The organism is Candidatus Electronema sp. TJ, assembly GCF_048287355.1.
In the GTDB taxonomy this organism is placed as follows: Bacteria; Desulfobacterota; Desulfobulbia; order Desulfobulbales; family Desulfobulbaceae; genus Electronema.
The window spans coordinates 1-3,258 of sequence record NZ_JBLWEP010000092.1; the positions used below are offsets into that span (position 1 = coordinate 1).

2 protein-coding genes and 1 tRNA gene are annotated in these 3,258 nt (G+C 58.5%); all 3 read right to left on the minus strand.

Annotated elements, in window-relative coordinates:
• Window positions 1-5: 5 nt before the first annotated feature.
• A tRNA-Arg gene (locus ACNKID_RS07875) sits at window positions 6-82 on the minus strand.
• A 49-nt stretch (window positions 83-131) separates the two neighbouring features.
• Entirely contained in the window at window positions 132-2,483 is a 2,352-nt protein-coding gene (gene cysS, locus ACNKID_RS07880) for a cysteine--tRNA ligase (RefSeq protein WP_417912892.1), read from the minus strand.
• A gap of 81 nt (window positions 2,484-2,564) precedes the next feature.
• Window positions 2,565-2,924 carry an SH3 domain-containing protein gene (locus ACNKID_RS07885; RefSeq protein ID WP_417912893.1) on the minus strand — a complete coding sequence of 120 codons (360 nt, stop codon included), beginning with the start codon at window positions 2,922-2,924 and terminating at the stop codon, window positions 2,565-2,567.
• Between the last annotated feature and the right edge of the window lie 334 nt (window positions 2,925-3,258).

Below are 3,258 nucleotides of genomic sequence, written 5' to 3' on the forward strand. Positions count from 1 at the left end.
TTGCTTGGTGCGCCAAGCAGGACTCGAACCTGCAACCTACGGCTTAGAAGGCCGTTGCTCTATCCTGCTGAGCTATTGGCGCGGATTGGGGAATGTGAACGGGAACAATATACCGTGCCGGACTGTGAAAATCAACCTTCATTTCGGGCCGCCTTGTCGCAGACCCGGCAGGCTTCGTTCTGCTCCCAGACTGGGCCGCTGGCAGTGTCGTGCACGGTCACGCCCCGGCGGAGCAGCTCGCTCCTTGCCGCGTCGGCAGCAGCCCAGTCCTTGCGTCGGCGGGCCTCTTCACGCTGCTGAATCAGGCGGTTGATTTCCGGGGCCAAGGCGCATTCGTCCAAGCGAAGAAAGCCGAGCACCGCATTCATCCGGCGCAGGCAGGCAATCACCTCTCTCTTCTGCGCCAAATCAAGTGAGCCGGCCAGCAGTGCTGGGTTCGCTTTTTTGATGAATTCAAACAAGGCCCCAATCGCCCCGGAGATATTGAGATCATCATTCATTGCCGCTGCGAACTGCTCCTCAAGCTCGGCGGCAAGCTGGCTGATCAGGCGATGCGGCAGGCCTGGCGGCAGACAGAGCAGCTTGCTGGTGAACGCGTCAATCCGTTTCAATGCCGTGCGGATGGCATCCAGTTTCTTGAAGCTGAACTCGATGGACTTGCGGTACTGCACGCCCATCAGCATGAAGCGTATCTCCCGCCCGCTGTAGCCCTTGTCCAGCACCTCGCGCAGCGTGACCACGTTGTCCGCCTCCTCAGACATCTTCCTGCCCTTATGGAGCAGCAGACCGCAATGCAGCCAATACTGCGCCAGCGGCTTGCCGGTCAATGACTCGGCAATGGCAATCTCGTTTTCGTGGTGGGGAAAAAGCAGCTCCTGCCCTCCGGTGTGGATGTCAATGGTCTCGCCGAGATGCCGGGTGGACATGGCCGTGCATTCAATATGCCAGCCAGGCCGGATGTTGCCCCAGTCGGTGGCGAAGAAGATGCCTTTCTTCAGCTCCCCAAGTGTGGAGCGCTTGAGCAGGGTGAAGTCACGGGGATTGTCTTTGTCGTAGTTGTCGAGATCCACCGTGCAGCCAGTCTGGATCTTGCTCAGGTCAATCCCGGACAGCCGCCCATACCGCTTGAACTTGGAGATGTCGAAATAAATCGAGCCATGCTTTTCGTAGGCATAGCCCTTGTGAATAAGCTTGTGGGCGATGTCAATCATCTCAGCTACATGCTCTGAAGCACGTGGGTAGCCGGAGAAGTCGTCCACAGCAAGGATGCCCATCGCCTCGCGGAAGAGGGAGATATGGCGTTCGGTGAAGGCGGCCAGCGGCTGCCCGGCTTTCTCCGCGCCGGCTATGGTCTTGTCGTCCAGATCCGTAAAGTTCATGAACGATCTGACCTCGAAGCCACTGAAGCGCAGATGTCTGATCATCAGATCAGCAGTCACTAAGCGGCGGCAGTGGGCCAGATGCGGTGCTTCGCAGGCAGTCGGGCCGCAGGCGTAGAAGGTCACATTCTTTGCATCCGCAGGTTTGAAAACCTCCTTCTTGCGGCTCATCGAATTGTAATAGCGGATCTTCCCTTCCTGGCTTTCCTCCTTCTCCTTGCGGACAAAAAGCGTTGTGCTCAAATAGCGCTCGCCGCCGTCCGGGAAGATCGCCACCACATAGCTGTTCTTGTCCTTGGCCGCCTGCTCCATCGCCGCAAACATCGACGCGCCAGAACTCATGCCGACCAAGAGGCCCTCACGTTGCGCCAGCAGCCGGGCAGTGCGGAAGGCATCCTCGTCCGCCACATTGACGATCTGATGCGGCAAGGTCTTGTCAAAGATCTCAGGCCGGTAGGACTCCTTCATGTTCTTCAGTCCCTGAATCTTGTGCCCGTAGTACGGCTCCACCGCGACCACCCGCACCTCCGGGTGATGTTCCCTGAACCAGCGCGACAGGCCCATGGCTGTGCCTGAGGTGCCCAGCGTGGTGACGATGTGCGTCACTCGTCCCTCGGTCTGCCGCCAGATCTCCGGGGCCGTGCTCTTGCAATGCGCCTGCCAGTTGGCCGGGTTGTTGAATTGATCGGTGAGGAAATACAGCTCCGGCTGCTCAAGCGCGAGGGCATAGGCCTTCTCAATTGCCCCGTCAGTGCTGCGCCGGGCCGGAGTGAGGATCAATTCCGCGCCGTAGGCCCGCATGATCTGCCGCCGCTCCATGCTCGCCGACTCCGGCATGACTAAGCAGCAGCGGTAGCCTTTGGCCGCGCAGACCATGGCCAGCCCGATGCCGGTGTTGCCGCTGGTGGCTTCGAGCACGATTTTGTCCGGGGTCAGCTGGCCGCTCTGTTCCCCGCTCTCGATCATGTTCAGCGCAGGCCGGTCTTTCACCGAACCGCCGGGGTTCATGGCTTCCAGCTTGGCGTAGATTGCGCCGCCTTCAGGCGATGCCAGCCGCAGCAGCGGGACTATGGGCGTGTTGCCGATCAGAGAGAGGAGGTTCATGAAAGAGAAGTCTCGCCTTGTTGCGTTGTGGATAGTGTCAGAAGCCTCAAGCCTCATGCGGAGCAGGGAGAGAACCGCCTCTCATTCAGCTAAAAACTTGCTTCGCACCCAGCCAGCCATATTCTTATATTTGATCTTCAGCCAAGTGTTGCCGGTCAGAAGCGCCTTGCGTTCCTCTTTGCTGAAGCCCGTCAGATCACCTTCTTCCGGCGCAATGTCCGCATAATAAGCGGGCCAGCGTTCTCCAAGGTTTTCAATCCCCCGTGCGTTTGCAGGTATTTTCCCGACAATGCTTGCCTGGGCCGAGGGTTTGGCGCGGATGTTCAGCGTGTCGCCGGGCTGCACTCTCACCACACGGTAATGATCAGGACCGTCGGCTGTGGCGAATGCGTTCTGCACGCAGCCGAATGCAATAAATGCGGCAATCAGATAGGTTTTCATATTCATCTCCTGTGCAGAGCTGCTTGTTTTTCTCCCTGCTCCAACTCTATGACATTTCCCTTTGACAGGCATTTCGAGCGGAGCGGGAAATCTCACGAAGCTGCCAAGCAGGAGCTTCCTCGCTGTGCTCGGAATGACAGCGCATGGTCATGGCATGATGCTCAGGCTGCACCGCTTTCATCGCCGGGATCTGCGCTCCATTCACTATGACAGACTATATCCCCCTGCGTCAACAGAGAAAGTGCCGCAACGCACCGGGCGGCTTCCGCTCCATGCTGCGTTGGAGAAAAACTCGATGCTGGCATGGAGGAAAACTCCAACGTAGCATGGAGGA

Bases quoted from the DNA above. Each gene is read 5' to 3' on its own strand.
- cysS (WP_417912892.1), bottom strand. From the start codon at position 2,483: ATGAACCTCCTCTCTCTGATCGGCAACACGCCCATAGTCCCGCTGCTG.
- ACNKID_RS07885 (WP_417912893.1), bottom strand. From the start codon at position 2,924: ATGAAAACCTATCTGATTGCCGCATTTATTGCATTCGGCTGCGTGCAG.